The organism is Nocardia mikamii NBRC 108933, assembly GCF_001613505.1.
Lineage (GTDB): Bacteria > Actinomycetota > Actinomycetes > Mycobacteriales > Mycobacteriaceae > Nocardia > Nocardia mikamii.
Window position 1 is genome coordinate 343,523 of the sequence record NZ_BDCM01000007.1, and the last position, 20,193, is coordinate 363,715.

Genomic DNA, 20,193 nt, shown 5'->3' on the forward strand with positions numbered 1-20,193 from the left:
TCACAGATTCCCGCGCGCGTGCTGTTCCCGCTCGATCGCCTGGAACAAGGCCCGGAAATTCCCCTTTCCGAAGCCCAGCGAGCCGTGCCGCTCGATCAATTCGAAGAATACGGTCGGGCGGTCGGTGAGGGGTTTGCAGAAGATCTGCAGCAGGTAGCCATCCTCGTCGCGGTCGACGAGAATGCCGCGCGACTGCAGGTGCCGCACCGGCACCCGGACGTGGCCGATGCGGGCGCGCAGTTCGGGATCCTCGTAATAGGTGTCCGGGGTGTCGAGGAATTCGATGCCTTCGCGGCGCAGAGCGTCGACGGCGCTCAGGATGTCGCCGGTGGCGAGGGCGATGTGCTGGACACCGGGGCCGCCGTAGAACTCCAGATACTCGTCGATCTGTGAGCGTTTGCGCCCGGCCGCCGGTTCGTTCAACGGGAATTTCACGCGATGGTTGCCGTTGGCCACGACCTTGCTCATCAGCGCCGAATAGTCGGTCGCGATATCGTCGCCGACGAATTCCGCCATATCGGTGAAGCCCATGACGCGGCGATAGAACTCCACCCACTCGTCCATCCGCCCGAGCTCCACATTGCCCACGACATGGTCCACGGCCTGGAACAGCCGATGCGGCGCCCGCGGCTGATAACCCGACCGGCGCGCGACATATCCCGGCAGATACGGACCGTGATAGCGCGACCGGTCGACGAGGGTGTGGCGGGTCTCGCCGTAGGTGGCCAGGGCAGCCGTGCGGACTGTGCCGAATTCGTCCGATGTGTCGTACGGCTCGACCAGGATCCGCGCGCCCTGCCGCCGGGCGTGGGCGATGCAGCGGTCCACATCGGGCACCTCGAGCGCGATGTCGACGATGCCGTCCCCGTGCCGGTCGTGGTGGCCGACCAGCGGGCTGGCCGGATCCACCGCCCCGCACACCACGAATCGCGCACTGCCGCTGCGCAATACGTAGGACTTGTGGTCGCGATGGCCGGTCTCCGGTCCGGAATAGGCTTCCAGCGCCATCCCGAACGCCTGCAGATAGTGCGCGAACTGGGTCGCGTTGCCGACCACCCACACCAGCGCGTCCCAACCGAGGACGGGGAAGGGATCGGCGCCGGGATCGTGGTCGACCAGACCGACCAGCCGGCGCAGCTCCGCATCGCCCGGCGCCGCGGGCCGGGTGGTACGGGAGAGGTCCTCGATTGTCATGCCTCCAGATAATCTCCGAGCCGAGGTTCTGAGCAATATCGAGGATTTCGAGTAGACACCCTGGAGTAATTGGTCACCACAGACCGCCGAGTGCTGGACAATTTGAATAGCTGCGCCCCGGCCGTGTCCCGTGGGGCCGCCGGGCCGAATACAGGAGACGACGATGACGCGCACCCACGCCAAACTGGACGAACTGGATCTGGCGATCCTCACCGCCATGCACGAGTACCAGAAGGCGGGCGTCCTCGAACTGTCGCGACGCACCCGGGTGGCTCGGGCGACCGTACAGTCGCGCATCGCGCGCATGGAGGAGGCCGGGGTCATCGCCTCCTACGATCCGCAGGTCGACGTCACCGCCGCCGGATTCGACGTGCAGGCTTTCGTGAGTCTGGAGATCGCTCAGGGCGCCCTGGACGCGGTGACCACCGATCTGGAGGCCATTCCCGGCGTGCTCGAGGCCTATGCGACCACCGGTTCCAGCGATGTCCTGTGCCGCATCGGCGCCGATTCGCATGCGGGCCTGCAGGCGGTGCTGCTGAGTATCGACCGCAGCGCCGCGGTGGTGCGGTCGCACAGTGTGATCGTGCTGTCCACGGTGGTCGCCCGGCGCACGCTGCCGCTGCTGCGCACGCTCACTCCGGCGGGGACGAGTAAGGCTCCGGCATACCGGAATTCGACGCCCTGAGCGCGCACCGGCGGCGCGTGGCTACTTCCCGGTTCTGAGATTCGCTCCGGGCGCGAGAATGTCGACTTCCGGCCGCAGGCTCGGTTCCAGAAAATTCAGCAGGCTGCGGGCTTCCGCTTCCACCTCGGCCGCTTCCCGCGCCGACCATTCCCGGCTCGGGGCGATGCGCAACCGCGCCGCCGACTTGTCGGCGAAGATTTTGTAGATGCCGGCCAGAAACCCGTCGATGAGCACCGGGCACACCTGGGCGGCCATATGCTGCAGCGGCAGCGGGGCGTTCCCGGGAATGATCCGGCTGCGATCCCGATGCGACAGCAGGACGTTGTCATACCAGCCCAGCAGCCGGACAGGTGCGGGCAGATCGGGATCGGCGAGTTCGGCGTCGGCGGCGTCGTAGAGGACGCGGCCGCGCTCGTCGGTGTAGGTGCGCACCCGGTCGCCCAGTGCCGCCAGGATTTCCTTGATACCGAGCAGCCGCGACCAGGTCTGCACATCCATCGTGGTCGCGGGGCCGAAGGCGCGCAGATAGCGAACGACCAACTCCTGCACCGGATATGCCTCGTCCAGGGGCGCGTCCAGCCATGGTTCGATGCGCGACCACACCGGCCGGCTGTTGTTCCGCCACAGCCCGCGCGGCGGGGTCTGCAACACCGGGAGCTGGTAGAGCCAGGTCTGTGTCACGGCAGTGGGCTCGCGGTCGGGATATTCCTCGACGGCGCGGGACCGCAGCTCTGCCGACGACATCGGCTGCGCCCCCAGCACCTTCTCGCCCCGGGCGCGGACCTCCTCGGGATCGAGCCCGACCATCGCACCGTAGAAGAAGCCCTTGCGGAACGGGATCTTCTCCAGTTCCGGCTGGATATGCGGCGCGATGCGCAGCGCATCCGCCGCCGTCACCAGGTGAATCGTGGCGCGCATCAACGTGATTCGCACCAGCGAACGATTCTCGAGGCCGGCCGAGACCATCGCCGGGTCGAAATCGCCGATCCGGCTCCACAATCCGACGTACGGCGGCGTCACATCCTGGGCCTGCAGCCCGACCAGATGTTCACACAACTGCGGGACCGGCATCGACGACCGTCGCAGCAGGTGCTGCCGGGCCAGCAGGGTGCGATTCAGAATCCGATCGGACAGTTTCATGATGCGCTCACCCTACGGCCCGGCACCGACATCGAACGCCTGCCGGACGGGGGCCGTCAGCGCACGGTGACGACGACTTTGCCCTTCGCCGAACGGTTGTCGAGTGCGGCCACGGCGGCCGCGGTCTCCGTCAGCGGGTACAGCACGGGCTGCGGCGCCGCGATCTTGCCCGATGCCAGCAAGGGCGCGACCTCGTCCCACTGCTCCTGCAGATAGCCCGGATGGGTCATCACCCATTCACCCCAGGCCGCGCCGACCACCTCGACGTTCTTGAGCAGCAAGCGATTCACCTTCACGGTGGGGATTTCGCCCGCGGTGAAGCCGACCACGAGCAACCGCCCGGCCGGAGCCAGCGAGCGGATGCTGTCGGTGAACCGGTCACCGCCGACCGGATCGAGCACGATGTCGACGCCCCGCCCGCCGGTCAGTTCCTTCACCGCGGCCAGCCAGCCGTCGGTGAGTACCACATCGGACGCGCCGTTGGCGCGCGCGACCTCGGCCTTCTCCTCGGTACTCACCACGGCGATCACCCGGCCCGCGCCCAGCGCCTCGGCCATGCGCAGGGTGGAGGTGCCGATGCCGCCGGCGGCGCCGTGCACGAGCACGGTCTCACCCTCGGCCAACCGGCCCCGGTTGCGCAGGCAGAAGTGCACCGTCAGATCGTTGAACAGAATTCCCGCACCCGCTTCGAGGGAAATGTTGTCCGGCAGCCGGAACACCATCTCCTTGGCGGTCACCGCGGTTTCGGCGACCGCGTTACCCAGCATGGTCAGCGCCACCACCCGGTCGCCCGCCCGGACCCGCGCATCCTCGGGCGCCGAGCGCACGACCCCGGCCACCTCGCCGCCGACCACGAACGGCAGTTCCGGTTTCATCTGATAGAGCCCCCGAGTCATCAGCACATCCGGGAACGCCACCCCCGCGGCATGGACGTCGATCACCACTCCACCGGGGAATTCCGCCGGTTCGGGAATGTCCACGACCTCGATGGATTCGGGCCCCTCGAGCTTGCTCACCTGGGCTGCGCGCATGAAACGACCTCTCTGTCCGCGGCTGCTTTCCCACAAGTTAACCGGTCTTCGCACACCCCTGTCCACAGGTCCCCGATTTGCTACGCTTGGGCCCGCTGAACTGAGCGAAGAGGGGGATTTCTCATGGCCGGTCCCAACGATCCACCCGCTAACGCGATGAAGATCGATCCCGCGGCCCTGCAAAGTTTCGCGAAGACCCTGCGCGACGAGTCCGATGCCATCGGCAAACTCGACTCCGGGCTGGCCGGCGCCGCCGGTGCGCTTCCGGGCACCGGCTGGGACGCGGCCTGCAACGGCGCCAAGGATTCGGTCGAGAACGCGTTGAAGCGAATCGGTTCGCGCGTAACGCATATCGCCGACAGCGTCGAGCAGGCCGGCAAGGTCATCATCGACACCGACCAGCAGCTGCGCGACGATCTGAACAAGATCGGCATCCGCGCATGAGCGGCGCGGCGTTGACCATCCCCGACGTCGAGAAATGGGACCCGGACAAGCTGGGCACCGCCGCGACCGCCGTCGGCAAACTCTCCGGGGACCTCGATCAGGCCGTCGTCGCCGCCGTGAACAGCACGCAGAAACTCGGTCAGGACCAGAAATGGGGCGGCGGCGCCGCACAGGCCGCCGACGGCCGGATGCAGGTGGAGAAAGGCCGGGCTTCGACGGTGAGCCAGGCGGTTCTGGGATTGCAGACGGCACTGAACCAACAGGTCGAGAATCTGAAGAACGCCAAGCTCGCGGTGCTGCAGATGCGTGATCAGGCGACCTTCGTACCCGCCCCCAGCCTGATGCCGGCGTTCGAAGTGAATCCCGACGGCACGGTGAATCCGCAGAAGCGGCTCGACTGGCTCGACCAGCACCGCGACAAGCTCAACGACATCGAGTACACGGCGAAGGCCACCGAGATCAAGACGGACGCCGCCGCGCACGAGTGGGCGATCGTCAACGCCCTGAAAAACGCGCAGACGGTCGCGGATTCGGCGATCACGGCCCTCAACGGCGCCAAGGCCCCGGTCGATGCCGCGTTCGCCGGACTCGGCGACCCGGTCACCGGCGCGGGCGCCGCACCTCCGGCGCCGCCCGCTCCCACCGCACCCGCCGCGGCGGCGCCACCCGCCGCCCCGGCCGCCACACCGGTCGCGAGCCATCCGGGCAGTCCGGCGTCCTCCAGCCTGATGGGCAACTCCCACCACGGCGGCGGCACCAGCTCCTACAGCGGCGGCAGCTACGGCGGCGGCAGCTACAACGGCCCGACCAGCGGCCCGCCGCCGACCGCCCATCCGTCCGGCGATGTGCAGCAGTGGATCGCCCAGGCCAAACAGGTCCTGATCGAGATGGGCTATCCCCCCGAATCGATCGACGAGAACGCCATCGCGCTCATCATCGAGCACGAATCCGGCGGCGATCCGAACGCGATCAACAACTGGGACAGCAACGCGGCGGCCGGTCATCCGTCGAAGGGGCTGATGCAGTGCATCGACAGCACCTTCAACGCCCACGCGGCCCCGGGCCACACCGATATCTGGAACCCGGTCGACAACATCGTGGCCGCCACGCGCTATTCGATCGACCGCTACGGTTCGCTCGACAATGTGCCGGGCGTTTCCGCGGTCTCCGGTGGTGGCGGCTACGTCGGCTACTGATCGGCGGCAGGAAACGACGGCCGCCGGGACACAACTGGACATTTGCTACGTGTGAGTAGAGCCATCTCGGCGTAACAGTGTGACCTGCGCCCCGTAAAGTCATGTCACAAGAAGCACCGCATGAAGTACGCGGCACACCGTGCAGCGCGAGGAGCACCAGTGTCACTCGATCAGCCACTCGCCCCGCTTCCCCAGGAGGGCATGGGCTTCGCCTCGGCGTGGCCCATCCGGGCTGGCGATGTAGATCCCTACAGCCGGCTGCGGCTCGATGCCGTGGCTCGATATTTGCAAGACATCGCGTGGGAAGAGTTGCACACCACCTTCTTCCACCGCACCGACCCGGCGTGGATCGTGCGCCGCACCGTGATCGACGTGGTGCGTCCGATCGTCTGGCCGGACCGGGTGCAGTTGCGGCGCTGGTGTTCGGCGATGTCGACCCGGTGGACGAATATGCGGGTGCGGATCACCAGCGACAGCGGCGGCCTGATCGAGACCGAAGGTTTCTGGATCAATATCAACGAGTCGACGAATATGCCGACCCGGATCAGCGACCAGGGATTGGCGCATCTGGCGCGTACCACCGACGAACATCGGCTGCGCTGGCGGCCGTGGCTGACCGACGCGGTGCCTCCGGAATCCGACACCGATCTGACGTTTCCGGTGCGCGCGACCGATATCGACCAGTTCAACCACGTCAACAACGCCATGTACTGGCAGGCCGTGGAACACTTCCTGGTGGACTACCCGAAGTTGGTGGCCGGACCGCATCGCGCGGTGATCGAATATGTCGCCCCGGTGCTGGCCCGCCAGCACGTCAGCGTGCGCAGCCGCTACGAGCCCGGCGACCGCAACGGCCAGCCGGTGCTGCGGCTGTGGTTCATGGTCGGCGGCACCATCACCACCACCGTGCGGATCGGCGCGCTACCGACCTGAGTGCGGATAGCGGAGAGTTCGCGAAGGAGCCCCGCCGACTTCCGGACCCTCACACGGGGAGGGTCCGGAAGAGCCGGCGTTCAGCCGCGTGCGGCTTTGAGCAGATCCTCGATGGTGGTGAATTTGACTCGCGGCCGGCCGCCGGTTTTGCCGGCGCTCTTCTCGGCGGCGTCGATGGCTTTCCAGCCGTCGCGGCCGACGGCGTCGGGCTGACGCTGCGCGAGCAGGGCCTCGAGCGCGGCCCGATCTCCTTGCGGGGCAGCCAGTTTGCCGGAGGTGAAGTCCTCGAGCAGCTGTTCCACGGTTTCGGTGGCATCGACGCGGTTGGAACCGATCACGCCACGCGGACCGCGCTTGATCCAGCCCGAAACATAGACACCGGTGACGTGCGCGCCGTCGGCGACGACGCGGCCGTGCTCGTTGGGCACGATCCCGGCGCGCTCGTCGAACGGCAGATCCGCGATCGGAACACCGCGATAGCCGATGGACCGCAACACCATCGACGCCGGCAGCGTCTCGCGGCGATCCGAGGCCCGCGCCACCACGCGCCCATCCTCGGAGACGAGTTCGTTGTGCACGAACTCGAGCTCTTCGACGTGACCCTCACCGCGGATCTCGGTCGGTGAGGCCAGATAGCGGAACACGATGCGCTTGTTGTCCGGATTCGGGGCCTTGGCCGCGTATTCCTGGGCCAGTTCGTACTTCAGCCGCAGCGAAGGCTCGATATCGGGATCGTCGAGCAGCGCCTGGCTGGCCGGATCCAGCTCCAGTTCGGCCGGGTCGATGATCACATCGACGCCCTTCAGATGTCCCAGCGCCAGGAATTCCGCCGAGGTGTAGGCGGCTTGGAGCGGGCCGCGCCGGCCCAGCACCACGACCTCGCGGATAGTGCTGTCACGCAGCGCGTCCAGGGCGTGGTCGGCGATATCGGTCTTGGCCAGCTCGTCGGGCGACAGTGTCAGCACGCGTGCGACGTCGAGGGCGACGTTGCCGTTACCCACGATCACCACACGCTCACCGGACAGGTCGAAGCCCCGCTCGGCGTAGTCGGGGTGGCCGTTGTACCAAGCCACGAACTCGGTCGCCGAATGACTGCCCGGCAGATCCTCACCGGGCACGTCCAGGCGGCGGTCGGCCGACGCACCCACGGCGTAGATCACCGCGTGGTGATGCGCCTGCAGCTCCTCGTGCGAGATGTGTTTACCGACCTCGACATTCAGCCGGTACTGCAGGGTGTCGCGACGGAACGCGCTTTCGAACATGGCGGACACCGACTTGGTCCCCGGATGATCCGGAGCCACACCGGCGCGCACCAGACCCCACGGGGTGGGCAGCCGGTCGAACATCTCCACCTCGACATCGGCCCGGCGCAGCAACTCGTCCGCGGCGTAGCAGGCCGCGGGCCCGGCGCCGACGATCGCCACCCGCAGCGTGCCCAGCTCCTTGGGCGGGCGCGCCGGGGTCACCAGCGGGTCGAAATTCGACTCCAGCGGGTGCCGCTGGAAGTAGGCGGCGTTGATATCGCGGAAACGAGCCAGCGACGCGGTCAGATCGTCCTCGGAGAAGATGGCCTCCACCGGGCAGGCATCCACACACGCACCACAGTCGATACAGGTGTCGGGGTCGATGTACAGCTGCTCGGTCGTCGCGAACTCGGGTTGCTCCGGAGTGGGACGAATGCAATCGACCGGGCACTCGGGAACGCAGCTGGCGTCGTTGCAACAACGCTGCGTGATCACGTAGGCCATATCTCGCAGATCCTCGAAACATCATGGGACGTCCCCACCCGGGTTTGGACAGGGCGTGCGTCACACCGGTTGCCGGTCGGCCCCCACTGTGACACTACCTTCAGTGTGCCTCGAGAGTGAGGTACATCTCCCATCAGGTAGCGATTTAGATAACACCGTTTACTTTCTACGGCGCTACGGTATTGCTCATGGCGCGGACGCTGATCCTGATGCGACACGGTAAATCCGCATATCCGCCGGGTGTCGACGACCACGACCGGCCGCTGGCACCCCGGGGGCGGCGCGAGGCGGCGCTGGCGGGAACCTGGTTGCGCGAAACCCAGCCGGCGATCGACGCGGTGTGCTGTTCGGACGCGGTCCGGACCCGCGAGACGCTGGCCGCGACCGGAGTCGAGGCGCCGGTCGTCTACGAGCATTCGATCTACGAGGCCACGCCGCACACCCTGATCGAATTGATCCAGCTGACCGGCGACGAGGTGCAGACGCTCCTGCTGATCGGCCACTCGCCGGGGATGCCGTGGACGGCATGGGAGCTGGCTGCCAATCGCGCCTCGCTGCCGGCCGAAGAGCTCAGCCGCAAATTCCCGACCTCCGCACTGGCGGTGCTGGAATTCGACCGGCCGTGGTCACGCGCGGACCCGGGCACCGGCGAATTGGTCCGGTTCCACGTGCCGCGCTGACGCGCTGTTCGCGAAAAGGCTTGTCAGCGTAGGAATTTGCCACGCACGACGACGACCGCGCCGAGCAGCACGAGCACCAGCAACGCGACGAACCAGTTCGTCAGCGCCCAGACGACGCCCAGGACGACGATCACCGGGACCGCCGCGACGAGAGCGATGAACGGGCTTTCCTTGACCGTCTCCAGCGCCGACCGCGCCCGGACCCGATCGATTTCCTTGGCCATGTACTCAGAGTAGGTGGTCGGCGCGAGATGCGCCCGAATCGTCCGGCAACCCGGATTGTCGGTGGTCGATGAGATGCTCCTCACATGGATTGGAAAATCGAACTCGTCGCCATCCCCGTCACCGACGTCGACCGGGCGAAAGCCTTCTACACGAGCATCGGATTCAACGCCGATCACGACGCCGGCCCGACGGACGACATCCGGTTCGTGCAGCTGACTCCGCCGGGTTCGGGCTGTTCGATCTGCATCGGCCGGGGCATCACCGACGCCGCGCCGGGCAGCGTGGTCGGTATGCAGATGGTGGTGGCCAGCGCCGAGGAGGCCTACCGGCAGCTGGTGGCCGCGGGTGTGGAGGCCACGCCGGTCAAGGACGAGGGCTGGGGTCTGTTCACCTATTTCGCCGATCCCGACGGCAACAAGTGGGCTGTGCAGGAACTGCCGAAGCGGGGCTGAGGCACGACCGCGCCGAGCCCGGGCGATGCGCTCGGGCTTGCGTGGAGTGCACTCCAGGTCGGTAGTGTCGAATCGCGGGCCCGCGCGCCGGGAAGCGGGTCAGGAAGGCGAGTGGCGATGACGGCAACCACGGCGAATCCCCTCGAGCACACCGAGGACTACGAGCGCCCCAAGTATTCGATCGGCGATGCCGCGGAGAAGTCCGGCCTCACCCGTGACACGCTGCGCTGGTACGAGCGAATCGGCCTGATGGACTACATCGGCCGCGATTCCAGCGGTAAGCGCCGGTTCAGCGATCGCGATCTGAACTGGCTGCATCTGATCGGCTGTCTGCGTGCTACCGGGATGTCGGTCGCCGATATGGTCCACTACGCCGAATTGGTGCGCGCCGGTGACGAAACCACCCCGGAGCGGCTGGAGATGTTCCGCAAAACCCGCGAGGGCGTGCTCGCCCAGATCGAGGACCTGCACAGCACGCTCGCCGTGCTGGATCGCAAGATCGGCCTCTACGAGGGCAGAGTGGCTGCCATGCAACAAATCTGAACTCGCGTGACGTCGCATACATCCCGCGCATGGTGACGCAGCGCACGGTTAGGATGCCTGCGCTATGCAAACCCCCGCCGCCGATGCCCGCATCTGGATCGACAAACAGAGTCCCGAGCCCTTCCGTGCGCTCAACAGCGTCGCACTGGCCGTCCGTAACGCGGCCGCGGCCGCCGGTCTCGACCGTTCCCTGGTCGAGCTGGTCAACGTGCGCGTCTCGCAGATCAACGGCTGCGCGTACTGCCTGGACCTGCACTCCCAGGCCGCACTGAAGGCCGGCGTGACCCGACAGCAGCTCGACGTGTTGCCGGCCTGGCGGCGTACCGAGTTGTTCACCCCGTCCGAATGCGCCGCCCTCGCACTCGCCGAGACGACCACCACGTTGCCCGATGAGGACACCGTGCAACGTGTGTACGCCCATGCGCGGAAACAGCTGTCGGACGAACAGGTTTCGGTGATCGTCTGGGTCGCGACGACCATCGGCGCGTTCAATCGCGTGTCGATCATGAGCAGGCATCCGGTGCGGGAACGGAAGGAGTAACCCGATGATCGATCAGGCCGCGACCGCAGCAGTCGTCCGCAACGACGCGCAGCACCGCTACGAGGTGTGGTACGGCGACAAACTCGCCGGATTCGCCGAATATCGCGACAACGGCGAGGACACCACCTTCATCCACACCGAGGTGGATTCGGAGTTCAGCGGGAAGGGCCTGGCCGGCACGCTGGCACAGCATGCGATCACGGATGCGATCGACCGCGGCCGTGCGATCGTGCCCCGCTGTTCGTTCATCAAGAGCTGGCTCGACAAGCACCCCGACTACGATGCTCACGTAGTGGGCAAAGGCATTCAGCGGTAACCGCGCCCGGCATCAGCGGTGACCCCGGACCGGAGGTGGCCGATGAGCGATCTCGAGGCGAATCCCGCCGAGGCGCTGTGCGAATCGTCGCCGGCGCCCGGCCCGCGGGCGGATTTCTATCCGGCACGGGAGGTGCCACTGGGCGGCGTGCGCGGCGTCACGGTGATGCGGGTCCTGCCTCAGCGTGATCTGCCGACGGTCGGCGCCTGGTGTTTCCTCGACCACTTCGGTTCGACCGAGACCTCGCATCGGCTGCCGCCGGATATCGACCCGCATCCGCATATCGGATTGCAGACGGTGACCTGGCCCTTCGACGGCCGGATCCGTCATCGCGACAGCGTCGGATCCGATGTGGAGATCGAGCCCGGCCAGCTGAATCTGATGACCTCCGGACACGGCATCGCGCATTCGGAGTACACGGTGCCCGGCGCGCCCGCCGGGCAGGGACTGCAGTTCTGGATCGCCCTGCCGGATGCGCACCGCGATATCGCACCGCATTTCGAGCAGCATCGCGAGTTGCCCGTGCTGGCCCGGCCGGGACTGCGCGCGACCGTGCTCATCGGCTCGCTCGGGGACGTCCGCTCACCGGCGATCACCTACTCCCCGATCGTCGGCGCGGACATCACCGTCGGCCCGGGCGCGGACGCGCATCTGCCGCTGGCACCGGAATTCGAACACGCGGTCCTGGTGATGTCGGGCGAGGTGCGCATCGACGACGTACTCGCCGAACCCGGTCCGCTGCTGTACCTGGGCAGCGACCGCGCCGAACTGCGGCTGCGCAGCGAATCCGGTGCGCGGGTGGTGCTGATCGGCGGCGAGCCCTTCGGCGAGGATCTGGTGATGTGGTGGAATTTCGTCGGTCGCAGTCACGACGAGATCGACGCCGCCCGCACCGCGTGGGAGAAACACGACACCGAGCGCTTCGGCGATGTCGCGGGACACACTCCGCGGCAACGCATTCCGGCGCCGCCGCTGCCCAATCTGCGACTGCGCCCGCGCACCCGCCGCACGTTCCCGCCCCGCTGATCAGCTCCGGTCGAAAACCGCACTGCCCGAATCGGTGTCATCGGTCATGGACTGGGTTCCGATGACGCGCAACAGTTCCAGCCGCTCCTTGGCGTCGGTTCCGGGCCGCGGATAGTAGACCAGCAGATGCTGGGCGGCATTCGGCGTGACCAGCGTTTCGCAGACCAGGTCGAGCAGCCCGACCTGCGGGTGCCGGATCCGCTTGGCATCGCTGACCCGGACCGCGACCTCGTGCGCCGACCACAGCCGTTCGAATTCGGGACTGACCGCCCGCAGCTTCGTCACCAGTTCGGTGACGTCGGCGTCGCCCGCCCGCCGCGCCGCGGTCGCGCGCAGATCGGCGACGTGCCGGCGGGTCAGCCGGTCCCAGTCGGCGTCGGGAAACGTCTCCCGGCCGGTCGTATCGGTGAACCAGCGCCACAGCAGGTAGCGGTCCATGCCGGTGAAGCGGGTGTGGTCACCCATCATGTTGATGTGCATGCGGTTCTGGGCGAGTATTTCGCCGAGATCCGACACCACACAGGCGGGCGTGTCCTCCAGCTTGTCCAGGAGGTAGAGCAGCCCGGGTCCGACGTGCCGGTCGCCGCCGCCGCGATGCGGCGCCGCATGCCCGCACAGGTGGTAGAGATGGTCGCGCTCGTCGTCGCTGAGCCGCAGCGCGCGGGCCAGCGCGCCGAGAACCTGCACGGAAGGCCGCGGGCCCCGCGACTGTTCGAGGCGGGTGTAGTAGTCGGTGGACATCCCGGCGAGCAAGGCGACCTCGTCGCGACGCAGGCCGGGCGTCCGGCGGCGGCTGCCGGGCAGCAGCCCCACATCGGCGGGCTGGAGTTGCTCGCGCCGGCGCCGCAGGAAATCGGCCAGTTCCTCGCGATTCATCACTCCACTGTGCCCCGCGCGAGCGGCCACAGCCAGGGATCGCCGATCCCCCGATAAACGATCTCTGCCGAGGCGGCGGATCGCGGCGCAGGATTCGACCATGACTATCGAGCAGACACGGACTACCGAGCAGACACAACTGGGTGAGACGGGCCCGAAGGTCGGACGCATCGGTCTGGGCGCGATGGGGATGTCGGGCGCCTACGGGGCATCCGACGAGACCGAATCGATCGCCACCATTCACGCCGCCCTCGACTCCGGCGCGACCCTCGTCGACACCGGCGACTTCTACGGCGCCGGCCACAACGAGATGCTGATCCGCCGTGCCCTCGCCCAGCGCCCGCGCGAGGACTACCAGCTGAGCGTGAAATTCGGTGCGCTGCGCGCTCCGGACGGCAGCTTCGGCGGCGTCGACACGCGACCGGAGGCGATGCGCAACTTCCTGCACTATTCGCTGCAGCGGCTGGGAGTCGACTACGTCGACATCTACCGTCCCGCCCGGCTGGATCCGGCGGTGCCGATCGAGGACACCGTGGGGGCCATCGCGGAGATGGTGCAGGCCGGCTATGTGCGCCACATCGGACTGTCCGAGGTCGGCGCGCAGACCCTGCGGCGCGCGGCGGCGGTGGCGCCGATCGTCGATCTGCAAATCGAGTACGCGCTCATCACTCGGGGCATCGAACGCGAAATCCTGCCGACGGCACGGGAACTCGGCATCGGGATCACCGCCTACGGTGTGCTCTCGCGCGGATTGCTGAGCGACTCCCTGCGCGCGAACCAGACCTTCGCCCCCGACGATTTCCGCGCGCACAGCCCGCGATTCCAGGGTGAGAATCTCACCACCAATCTCCGGCTGGTCTCGGCACTGGCGGAGATCGGCGACCGGCACGGCGTGAGTGTGGCACAACTGGCGATCGCCTGGGTGCTGACCCGGGGGGCCGATATCGTTCCGCTGATCGGTGCGCGCCGTGTGGATCGCTGGACCGAAGCCGTTGCCGCACTGGAGGTTCGGCTCTCCGAAGCGGAGCTCGCCGCGATCGAGGCGGCGGCGCCCGCCGAGGCGGTCGCCGGTGACCGCTACGCCGCCCCGCAGATGGCCATGTTGGACAGCGAGCGCTGAAACCCGTTCGTCGCCCGCTTATTTGCGCCGCGGCCGGATCACCGCGGTGAACGTGGCCGCGGCGACCGACTTACCGGTGCTGTCGGTGATGTCGACCGGCATCGCCAGTTCCACCGGCTGCTGCGCGGCGATATCGGCGCGGGCCTGTTCCAGTTCGGCCGCGGTCAAGGCCGAGGTGGCACGGAACGGGCCCGCCTCGCCTTTGGCCCGGGCCAGATATTCGATCCGGCCGTCGCGCGCGACGATGAACGTCTCGCCCATCAGGTCGACGATGCCGGAAATGGAGGCGCCCATCGCGGCCGTTTCGGCCAGGCCGAACAGAATGGCGGCATGCACGTCACCGTTGTGGTTGAGGTGTTCCGGCTTCGGCGCCATGCTCACCACGTTGCGACCGGGCAGATATTCCACCCCTTCCACCCCCGCGAACTGGATGAATCCCAGCTTCTGAAATCCGGCCATCACCAGCTCGCCCATGGCAGCGTGGTCCATTGCGTCTCCCGTCGCGCACAGAATTGAAACGTGTTCCACTTTTTTACTCTGCACGAGGAAACCTGTCCACAGCGCACCGCACCACCGGCTCGGCGGGATGTCCGAAAAATCCGAAAAGAAGGTGGTTCAGATTTGCCGGATTTTGGTTAAGCTTCATTCCACTGCGCTGAGCACGGCAGGACAACCAACCGGGTCCGCGGACCCATGATGCACGAGGAAGCAGTTTATGAACGCCTTTATCGCCCTGATCGACTCCAACTCCGCCGGCACAGTGAACTCGAACACCGTCTTCACCAACATCATGAACCTGTTCGTGACGGGGTCGGCCGGGTCCGCCACCCAAGGCGGCGGCGTCTTCAACTGACCCGCGCTTCGCACCCTCCGGCCCGCCCCCGACCCCATGCACGGAGGCGGGCCGTCGGCATTCCGGCGGACAACCGGGATATTCAGGCGCGCAGCTGACCGGGAGTGGTGTCGAAGCGGCGGCGGAACGCCTTGGTGAAGCTGCTGGCCGAACCGAATCCCAGATCCGCGCCGATATCGGCGACGCTGCGCTGCCGATAGGCGGGGTTGCGCAGCCGGTCGCGGGCGATCTGCAGGCGCTGCTCCCGGATCACCTCGCTCGGCGTGGTCCCGGCCTGACTGAAGGCCAGTTGCAGCTGACGCAGCGACCAGCCGAGAGCCGCCGCGACGCGCGCGCCGGTGAGCTCCGGATCGCCCGCATGCGTGCGGATGTAGCGCCGCGCGCTCGCCTCCACCTGCGCCAGCTGGGCGGGCGCAGTCGGCGCCTCCCCGAGAATCTGCATGCACAACAGATCCACCAATTGTTCTGCGACGGTGTCGAATTGGTGGTCGGTGAGCGCGGCGCGCTCGGTGTACAGGGTGCCGGCCACCGCCCCCGCGACCCCGCCGATTCCGGTGCTCATGTTCAGCGGCCGCGGTGGCGGCTCCCGGCGGTTGAGACGGTGCCGGATGTCCTCGCGCGCAATGGTGACGATGAGCCCGTGCGAGCCCTCGCACATCGACATCTCGAAGGGTTCGTCGGTGGAGACCAGGCACGCACTGCCGGGCGGCAACGCACCGGTGTCGTCGCCGTGGCGGAAGGTCAGGGTGCCGGTGATCGGTACGAGCAACCGATAGTCGGAGTCGGGGTCGGCGCGGATGAGCCGCGGACTCCGGAAATAGGTGACCGCGTCGGATTCCCAGCCGACCAGTTGATACGACTCGGTACGCCGCAGCGAGGTCCGGCCGCGAAAATCCGCGGAGGTCGGAAACCGGTAGCCCAGGGTGCACTGGTACGAGCTGATCAGATGAGCCCAGTAATCGACCCGCTCGTGCGGCTCGATCGCACTCGTCGTCTCCGATTCGGCAGTGGTCATCGCGGATATCATCGCCGGTTTTCCGATTCTGCGCACCTGAACAATGTCCGTGCGTTCCAGGACACGTGGGCACGGCCCGGCCCTCGCTACCGTGCCGGAGAGCTGATATCCGGAAACGGGCTGTACAACGGCGGAATACGAGTCCGGATCGGCGCGGAATGGATGAGGATCAGGAGGTTTCCATGCGCAGGATCGTGGTCGGGGACGACGGCACCGGACAGGGCAGAGTACTTTCCGACGAGAACGTCGAGCCGCTGACGCTGGCGCTGCTGCCGGGGGCGCAACTTCATCGGATGTGGGAGGTCGACGAACTGCCCGCACTTCCGGTCGGCCGGATGCCGGACGACGTCGACACCAGCTACTTTCCCGGGCCCGGCGGAGTGCGCTTCGGCTTCATCTCCGTCCCGCCGGGCCTGAGTTACGAGCCCGACGCCGAGTTGTCCGAGGCGGAGATGGCGGTGGTGGCGGCCGAGGCGGAGCAGAAGTTGCCGGGCATGATGGCGGCCTTCGACCCGGCTCGTCCCGGCGTGCACGCCACCGAGAGCGTCGACTTCGTGGTGGTGCTCAGCGGCGAGGGCCGGCTGCGGATCGGCGACGACGTGGATGTGGCGCTGCGGCCGGGCGATTGCGTCGTGCAGCACGGCGCACCGCATGCCTGGTTCAACGACGGCACCGAACCGTTCGTGTTCTGCTACACCCTCTGCGGCGTCGAGCGGAACGCGCCGGCCGCACCGTGAGGCGAACAGGGCGATGAGAATTACCGGAAGTCGTTGGCGTAGTTTCGAATACACGCCCGTCGATGCCGGTCCGTGCGCGGTGGAACTGCCCACCGCCGCCGTCGGCGTACCGCGGCGATTCTTCGATTGCCTGCTGGTGCGGATCGTCGTCGAACCCGGCGACTGCCCCATCAGCGGCGACGCCGTGCGCACGGTCCGGCGGCTGTGCGCCGACAGCGACGCATCCTTCGTCGTACTCGCCGGCAGCCCGTTCTGCGTGGCGAGCGGCAGCCGTCTCACCCTCGGCTCCGATCAGGCCGACGTGCTGACCCATCTCGCCGACACCCTGGACGTACTCGCGGAATTCACCGATCGCCTGGAAGAACACGGCGAACGCGCCCATGCGATTCCGTTCGGCTGGAATGTCGCGTGCCGGATGGAGATGCCGGCCCAGCCGTGGACGTCGACGGTCACGCTGCGCGCACCGGCCCCGCCGCCGCGGTTCGACGGTTTCACACCCCCGCCTCGCGCCCGGCCGCACTGCCCGCACGCACTGGTCTCGGCGCATTCACGCACCATGCGCCACTGAGGCTCGGCCGTCACCGCCCTTGACCTTCAGGTCGGCTGAAGCTTCATGATGGGGCGGTGACGGAATCCGGAATGGTGACGATCGGAGCGTTCGCGCGGGCCAGCGGGCTCACGGCGAGCGCACTGCGGTTCTACGCCGATTCCGGGCTGCTACCGCCCGCGATCGTGGATCCGATGTCGGGTTATCGGTATTACGCCGACGACCAGCTGGAACGGGCGGTGGCGATTCGCGGTCTGCGCGAGATCGGCATGCCACTGGACACGATCGCGGCGGTGCTGGCGGCCGAGAGCGAGAGCGCTGGACAGCTCATCGACGAGCACGTCGCCGGGCTGGAACAGCACGTGCGGCGGGCTCGGGGACGGGCGGCCGAGATCAAGGCGGCCCTGGGCACCGGGCGCGGGTGGGCGGTCGCGACCGTCAGCGGTCCCGTCTTCGCGACGGCGGTCGAGCAGATACTCGCCGCGACCGTGCACGAACCGGAGCATCCCGTTCTGAGCGGGGTCCACGTCGAGGTCTCGGCCGAGGCGCTGACGCTCACGGCCACCGACCGCTACCGGCTCGCCACCCGCACCCTCGTCCCCGAGCGGCCGAGTTCGACCGAGTGGGCCGCCACCGTCGACGGTGACGATCTGCGGTTGGCCGTGCCGCGAATCCGCCGCCACCACCAGGTCCGGCTGGAGTCCGGACCACAGTCCGTCCGGTTCCGGGCAGGCGAGTCGCCGGCCGGGACGTGTCGCATCCTGCCGGGGCCGTTTCCCGACCATCGCATGCTGCTGGGGTCCATCGAGACCGCCCGCACGCGCGTCGTGGCACCGAGGGACACCCTCGTCCGGGCGCTGGAATCGCTGCGCGCCCGGCATATCCGGCTGTGCGTCCGCGCCGGGGCGGTGGCGCTCGCAGGCGCTGGTTCCGGTGCGAGCGAAGCGGTTTCGGCCACGGTCACCGGAGCGGACGTCGAGCTCACCTTCGACATCACCACCCTCTATCCGGCGATCGGCGCGGCCATCGGCCCCGACGTGATGATCGACATCGCCGGTCCGAAGCAGCCCGTCGTCATCCGATCCGCGGACGACGGCGACCTCACCACCGTGGCGATGCCCGTCGCCCCTGGCCACATCGAGGAAGCATGACCGAGACCGTTGCCCACGACCCCACCATGGCGGCCATCGGCGCGGCCGTGGAACGCGGTCGCAACGGCGAAACCGACTCCGCCCGAACGCAACTCGTCGAGTTGTGGGAGGACATCGGGCCGGCGGGCGATCCGCTGCACCGATGCACACTGGCCCACTATCTGGCCGATCTCCATACCGATCCGGCCCAGGCACTGGTGTGGGACGTGCGGGCGCTGGACGCGGCCGATGCTCTCACCGAGGCGCGCGTGCAGAGCCATCACGCGAGTCTGCACATCGCCGGCTTCTACCCCTCGCTGCATCTGAACCTCGCGGACGACTACCGGCTGCTCGGATCGTTCGTGGCCGCCGCGGAACACATCGAGGCCGCGCGGCGGCATATCGGCGCACTCGCCGACGATGGTTACGGACGGCTCATCCGCAGGGCGATCGAAGAGGTCGCCGCGGCGATCGAGGACCGATCGACCCGGCGGCGGGACTCGGCACCCGGCACGTCCGGGGCGTGATCGGGCACTCGCACAGGGGACGGCTCATCGCGACGCGATGAGCGGGACGAACTGTTCGTCGGCGGTCCGGGCACCGTGATGGCCGAGCATCGTCGATTCCAGCGGTTCGCGGGCCGGGCAGACCAGCACGGCCTGCTGCTCCGCCACCGCGATGACGTCTCCGATCCGCGCGGTGACGACCGGGTCGGGTGGCGTCGGGCCGAACCAACGCTCGTCCACCGCCTGTTCGCGAGTGACAACCGTTGCGGCCGTGGACAATTCCTCGGACCAGGCGGCGAGCACATCGGACCGTGCCGCCTCGTCCTCGAGATAGATGTGGCGCACCCGGGCCTCGCCGGCGATCGCCCGCACGCCGCGATGCAGATGCGGGCGGGCGTCGAGGTCCACGACGGTACCGGCGTGGATCATGCCGTGATCGCCGGTGACCAGCAGGGTGCATTCGGCCGGGAGGTCGGTCAGGAGATCGGCCACCGCGCGGTCCACCTCGGCCAGTACCCGCAGCCACTCCGGTGATTCCGGGCCGTGCAGGTGGCCGGCGACATCCAGGTCGGCGAAGTAGGCGTACGCGAACCGCCGGTCGGTGCCGGAATGGCATGCGACGGAGAGGATTCCGGCCCGCACCTCGTCGAGGTCGGCGGCCGGATGTACCGTGCCCGGGGCACGGAAGGCCGCGCGGGTCAGCCCCGAATCGCGCTGATAGCCGGGGATCACGTAGTGCACGCCGACACCGTGTGCGGCGAGGTCCTGGATCCGGCTGGTCGCGCGCTGCACGACTTCCGGCGGAAGTTCGGCGAGGGCGTCGGGGCCGGTTGCGGAGTCGAGCCGCCAGCGCAGCGCGTTGAATACCCGCGATGTTCCGGCGTGTGGCACGGCGAAGCTGTAACCGATGATTCCGTGCGTGGCGCAGGGCGCACCGAGGGCCAGGCTCGTGATGCTGACCGCGGTGGTGGCCGGGAAGCCGGCCGCGAGCGTGGTGGCGACATGCGCGGACAGCGTCGGTGCGATGTCACGGTGGCGGGCGAGCAGTTCGGCGCCCAGCCCGTCGATCAGCAGCACCACGACATCACGGGCGGCGGCCAGGCCCAGCGAGTTGTCCACATCCATCCCCAACGATGCGGCGACGGACGGCAGGACGTCGGCGAGTGTGTACGGCATCGCCGCCCATGCTGCCGGATCGAAGCGTCGGGCACGACCGGATTACCCGCGAACTCCGCATGCGGCCCGGCGCGCCGGT

At 67.9% G+C, this 20,193-nt stretch carries 25 protein-coding genes; 16 read left to right on the forward strand and 9 right to left on the reverse strand.

Translation table 11 applies throughout. The features are described 5' to 3' along the window. Entirely contained in the window at positions 1 to 1,194 is a 1,194-nt protein-coding gene (gene hppD, locus NMI01S_RS10380) for a 4-hydroxyphenylpyruvate dioxygenase (protein WP_062995976.1), read from the reverse strand. A gap of 163 nt (positions 1,195 to 1,357) precedes the next feature. Here hppD and NMI01S_RS10385 point away from each other — a divergent pair, with 163 nt between their 5' ends. After that, complete coding sequence (locus NMI01S_RS10385) at positions 1,358 to 1,879, forward strand: Lrp/AsnC family transcriptional regulator (protein ID WP_062995978.1); 522 nt, start codon at positions 1,358 to 1,360, stop codon at positions 1,877 to 1,879. Between the two features lie 21 nt (positions 1,880 to 1,900). Here NMI01S_RS10385 and NMI01S_RS10390 read toward each other — a convergent pair whose 3' ends face one another. Both NMI01S_RS10390 and NMI01S_RS10395 read right to left on the reverse strand, forming a co-directional pair. Beyond that, positions 1,901 to 3,019, reverse strand: a complete 1,119-nt coding sequence (locus NMI01S_RS10390; protein ID WP_062995980.1) for a winged helix DNA-binding domain-containing protein — start codon at positions 3,017 to 3,019, stop codon at positions 1,901 to 1,903. Between the two features lie 56 nt (positions 3,020 to 3,075). Then, positions 3,076 to 4,050: an NADPH:quinone oxidoreductase family protein gene (locus NMI01S_RS10395; RefSeq protein ID WP_062995982.1), complete on the reverse strand. Its 975-nt coding sequence runs from the start codon at positions 4,048 to 4,050 to the stop codon at positions 3,076 to 3,078. Between the two features lie 156 nt (positions 4,051 to 4,206). On the opposite strand from NMI01S_RS10395, the gene NMI01S_RS10400 reads away from it, so the two are divergent. The 3 genes from NMI01S_RS10400 to NMI01S_RS10410 all read left to right on the forward strand — a co-directional run bounded on the left by NMI01S_RS10400 (position 4,207) and on the right by NMI01S_RS10410 (position 6,623). Next, on the forward strand, positions 4,207 to 4,494 hold the full coding sequence (locus tag NMI01S_RS10400; protein ID WP_062995984.1) for a hypothetical protein: 288 nt from the start codon (positions 4,207 to 4,209) through the stop codon (positions 4,492 to 4,494). Then, a complete protein-coding gene (locus NMI01S_RS36250; RefSeq protein ID WP_062995986.1) occupies positions 4,491 to 5,690 on the forward strand; it encodes a lytic transglycosylase domain-containing protein in 1,200 nt (399 codons plus the stop codon). Before NMI01S_RS10400 ends, NMI01S_RS36250 begins: the two co-directional genes overlap by 4 nt. 159 nt (positions 5,691 to 5,849) lie before the next feature. Then, positions 5,850 to 6,623 carry an acyl-[acyl-carrier-protein] thioesterase gene (locus tag NMI01S_RS10410; RefSeq protein ID WP_218020971.1) on the forward strand — a complete coding sequence of 258 codons (774 nt, stop codon included), beginning with the start codon at positions 5,850 to 5,852 and terminating at the stop codon, positions 6,621 to 6,623. 80 nt (positions 6,624 to 6,703) lie between these two features. Here the strand turns inward: NMI01S_RS10410 and NMI01S_RS10415 are convergent, their stop codons facing one another. After that, positions 6,704 to 8,371, reverse strand: a complete 1,668-nt coding sequence (locus NMI01S_RS10415) for an FAD-dependent oxidoreductase (protein ID WP_062995990.1) — start codon at positions 8,369 to 8,371, stop codon at positions 6,704 to 6,706. Between the two features lie 188 nt (positions 8,372 to 8,559). Between NMI01S_RS10415 and NMI01S_RS10420 the strand changes: the two genes are divergently transcribed. Next, positions 8,560 to 9,051, forward strand: coding sequence for a SixA phosphatase family protein (locus NMI01S_RS10420; RefSeq protein WP_062995992.1), 492 nt, complete (start codon positions 8,560 to 8,562; stop codon positions 9,049 to 9,051). 23 nt (positions 9,052 to 9,074) lie between these two features. Here NMI01S_RS10420 and NMI01S_RS10425 read toward each other — a convergent pair whose 3' ends face one another. After that, positions 9,075 to 9,275: a hypothetical protein gene (locus NMI01S_RS10425; RefSeq protein WP_030517105.1), complete on the reverse strand. Its 201-nt coding sequence runs from the start codon at positions 9,273 to 9,275 to the stop codon at positions 9,075 to 9,077. An 84-nt stretch (positions 9,276 to 9,359) separates the two neighbouring features. On the opposite strand from NMI01S_RS10425, the gene NMI01S_RS10430 reads away from it, so the two are divergent. The 5 genes from NMI01S_RS10430 (at position 9,360) to NMI01S_RS10450 (ending at position 12,154) form a co-directional block, all read left to right on the forward strand. Beyond that, positions 9,360 to 9,728: a VOC family protein gene (locus NMI01S_RS10430; protein WP_062995994.1), complete on the forward strand. Its 369-nt coding sequence runs from the start codon at positions 9,360 to 9,362 to the stop codon at positions 9,726 to 9,728. A 117-nt stretch (positions 9,729 to 9,845) separates the two neighbouring features. Continuing rightward, positions 9,846 to 10,271, forward strand: coding sequence for a MerR family transcriptional regulator (locus NMI01S_RS10435; RefSeq protein ID WP_062996085.1), 426 nt, complete (start codon positions 9,846 to 9,848; stop codon positions 10,269 to 10,271). A 64-nt stretch (positions 10,272 to 10,335) separates the two neighbouring features. Further along, a complete protein-coding gene (locus NMI01S_RS10440) occupies positions 10,336 to 10,812 on the forward strand; it encodes a carboxymuconolactone decarboxylase family protein (RefSeq protein WP_062995996.1) in 477 nt (158 codons plus the stop codon). A 4-nt stretch (positions 10,813 to 10,816) separates the two neighbouring features. Beyond that, the gene (locus tag NMI01S_RS10445; protein ID WP_062995998.1) at positions 10,817 to 11,128 is read left to right on the forward strand and encodes a GNAT family N-acetyltransferase; all 312 of its coding nucleotides are present in this window, start codon (positions 10,817 to 10,819) and stop codon (positions 11,126 to 11,128) included. 42 nt (positions 11,129 to 11,170) lie between these two features. Continuing rightward, on the forward strand, positions 11,171 to 12,154 hold the full coding sequence (locus NMI01S_RS10450) for a pirin family protein (protein WP_062996000.1): 984 nt from the start codon (positions 11,171 to 11,173) through the stop codon (positions 12,152 to 12,154). Here the strand turns inward: NMI01S_RS10450 and NMI01S_RS10455 are convergent, their stop codons facing one another. Further along, a complete protein-coding gene (locus NMI01S_RS10455) occupies positions 12,155 to 13,030 on the reverse strand; it encodes a helix-turn-helix transcriptional regulator (RefSeq protein ID WP_062996002.1) in 876 nt (291 codons plus the stop codon). It abuts the gene before it with no gap. A gap of 100 nt (positions 13,031 to 13,130) precedes the next feature. Between NMI01S_RS10455 and NMI01S_RS10460 the strand changes: the two genes are divergently transcribed. Further along, complete coding sequence (locus NMI01S_RS10460; protein WP_062996005.1) at positions 13,131 to 14,150, forward strand: aldo/keto reductase; 1,020 nt, start codon at positions 13,131 to 13,133, stop codon at positions 14,148 to 14,150. Between the two features lie 18 nt (positions 14,151 to 14,168). On the opposite strand, the gene NMI01S_RS10465 is transcribed toward NMI01S_RS10460, so the two are convergent. Further along, positions 14,169 to 14,639 (reverse strand): PaaI family thioesterase, encoded by a 471-nt coding sequence (locus NMI01S_RS10465; protein ID WP_062996007.1) that lies wholly within the window; start codon positions 14,637 to 14,639, stop codon positions 14,169 to 14,171. 226 nt (positions 14,640 to 14,865) lie between these two features. Between NMI01S_RS10465 and NMI01S_RS34780 the strand changes: the two genes are divergently transcribed. Further along, a complete protein-coding gene (locus NMI01S_RS34780; protein WP_157126121.1) occupies positions 14,866 to 15,003 on the forward strand; it encodes a hypothetical protein in 138 nt (45 codons plus the stop codon). 82 nt (positions 15,004 to 15,085) lie between these two features. Here NMI01S_RS34780 and NMI01S_RS10470 read toward each other — a convergent pair whose 3' ends face one another. Continuing rightward, positions 15,086 to 16,018 (reverse strand): AraC family transcriptional regulator, encoded by a 933-nt coding sequence (locus NMI01S_RS10470; protein WP_167669890.1) that lies wholly within the window; start codon positions 16,016 to 16,018, stop codon positions 15,086 to 15,088. A gap of 182 nt (positions 16,019 to 16,200) precedes the next feature. Here NMI01S_RS10470 and NMI01S_RS10475 point away from each other — a divergent pair, with 182 nt between their 5' ends. Genes NMI01S_RS10475 through NMI01S_RS10490 form a run of 4 tightly spaced genes read left to right on the forward strand, consistent with a single transcriptional unit; the run spans position 16,201 to position 18,959 of the window. Further along, entirely contained in the window at positions 16,201 to 16,755 is a 555-nt protein-coding gene (locus NMI01S_RS10475) for a cupin domain-containing protein (protein WP_167669891.1), read from the forward strand. Between the two features lie 13 nt (positions 16,756 to 16,768). Then, positions 16,769 to 17,323, forward strand: coding sequence for a hypothetical protein (locus tag NMI01S_RS10480; protein WP_157126123.1), 555 nt, complete (start codon positions 16,769 to 16,771; stop codon positions 17,321 to 17,323). A gap of 56 nt (positions 17,324 to 17,379) precedes the next feature. After that, a complete protein-coding gene (locus tag NMI01S_RS10485; RefSeq protein WP_062996014.1) occupies positions 17,380 to 18,453 on the forward strand; it encodes a DNA polymerase III subunit beta family protein in 1,074 nt (357 codons plus the stop codon). After that, positions 18,450 to 18,959: a hypothetical protein gene (locus NMI01S_RS10490; protein WP_062996016.1), complete on the forward strand. Its 510-nt coding sequence runs from the start codon at positions 18,450 to 18,452 to the stop codon at positions 18,957 to 18,959. The genes NMI01S_RS10485 and NMI01S_RS10490 overlap by 4 nt, the downstream gene beginning before the upstream one ends. 24 nt (positions 18,960 to 18,983) lie before the next feature. On the opposite strand, the gene NMI01S_RS10495 is transcribed toward NMI01S_RS10490, so the two are convergent. Then, positions 18,984 to 20,114: an alkaline phosphatase family protein gene (locus tag NMI01S_RS10495; RefSeq protein ID WP_062996019.1), complete on the reverse strand. Its 1,131-nt coding sequence runs from the start codon at positions 20,112 to 20,114 to the stop codon at positions 18,984 to 18,986. Positions 20,115 to 20,193: the final 79 nt, after the last annotated feature.